This is a genomic window from Nonlabens sp. (assembly GCF_018401815.1).
In the GTDB taxonomy this organism is placed as follows: domain Bacteria; phylum Bacteroidota; class Bacteroidia; order Flavobacteriales; family Flavobacteriaceae; genus Nonlabens.
This window is the reverse complement of record NZ_JAGYKG010000024.1, coordinates 1-1,487: the sequence shown is the minus strand read 5'-3', so window position 1 is coordinate 1,487 and position 1,487 is coordinate 1. Positions and strand designations below refer to the sequence as shown.

Here is a 1,487-nt window from a genome sequence, read left to right as displayed (position 1 = left end):
TACCGCAATTGAATTAGTGGAAAGAACCTTGACGTCACCTTCCAGCCCATCTAAGAAGTAGGTCACCCAAAGCTTAGAGCCACTGACCTCTTTACGTTTATTCGTCAAATCTTGAAGTACTCCATTTTCATAAACTTCCAGCTCTTCATCAGGCGTCGAGGCAGCTGAAATAATACTCACTCCTCCTCCATCAAGTTTTTTTGTTGCGAGTTGATTAACCCCAGGTATAAAATTAACCTCTTTGTCTAGAAGGAAATTGACGGGCGCAATAAAGTTATAATCAACGTTAGCGCCACTATTAGCGCCAGCAGTCGAGTGATAGGCATAGACTTGTTTTGATGCCCTTACATACATGTTTTCTCCTTTTGAACTACCAGAATAATATGACCCAGGAACGATGTAATACTCACCCGCGTCAATTGTCGTTATAGGTGTCAAGGCCTCATTAACATATAACTCTGTACCGTTTTGAGTAGCAATAATGATAGCGAATTCCATATCGTCATCACCATAACCTCTCACAAAAACATATTCATTGCCAAGGATATTCTCAGGAATGATCTGATCTATCGCGATATCTCGACTGCCATCATCGGTAGGGGAATATAATGCATTTCCTAAGCTCACAACGATATCTTTATCTGCCGCTATTAATGCACCCATCCATTCATCGTATTTCTTAGTGGCAAGCCAATTCGGAAGATTGCGGATAGGGTACTCTAGAACGTATGATTGCCCTTTGTTCAAAGTGATAGAGAGCCTGTCGTCTGTAATAGCGTCTACGTCAGAACCTTGACGAAAAACTATGCTCGGGTCATAGCCTGATATTTCAACTGTAGTGTTATCTTCTGTGGCCATGATACCTAAAGTTGCATTAGTATCATCCCCATTAATAACAGGACCCCCTCCCCACCTAAATCGCTTTCCAAGGGCGGCGCGGCCTTTTGAGGTCAGAGAAGATCCTTGAGACGACTGCGCACCTCGGTGGTTAACATAAAATCTCTCGCCATTTTCAGACTCAAACCGTAAACCACTATTAGACAAAACCTTTCCAGTATTGTCATTATCAACGAAGGTTACGTTATTATCGCCGTTATCTAAAGCATATATTTCATATTTGGTGTTAGACAACGAAATGGTTTGGCTAGGTATAGTGTTTGTGCCCTTATAGACCTTAACATTAAAAGCTGTTGTCTCCGGTGTTGACAAATAAATAGCCTGCGCCTGAAACCCGATATTATTGCTTTCCTGCTTCAAAGGAGGCAAATAGTGAAGATCACTCAGTTGTGCAAAAATATTTGATGAGCTAATTAAAAATATTATTAAAGCTGAAAGTGATTTAAAATCACTAAACCAGATGTTTTTCATGCAAAAACTAATTGGAGTTATTTTTTTTAAAAATACTCAGAATAAATAAAAAAGAGATCTAATTGAATATATTTGCAATAAATGAAACATTTACAAAGCTTCAAATATTAATTAAACAA

General features: G+C 38.9%; 1 protein-coding gene. It reads right to left on the bottom strand.

Annotated features, from left to right (window positions below; all coding sequences use genetic code 11):
- On the bottom strand, positions 1 to 1,368 hold a 1,368-nt coding region (locus KG732_RS12955), incomplete at its 3' end, for an IgGFc-binding protein (protein ID WP_300980463.1).
- Positions 1,369 to 1,487: the final 119 nt, after the last annotated feature.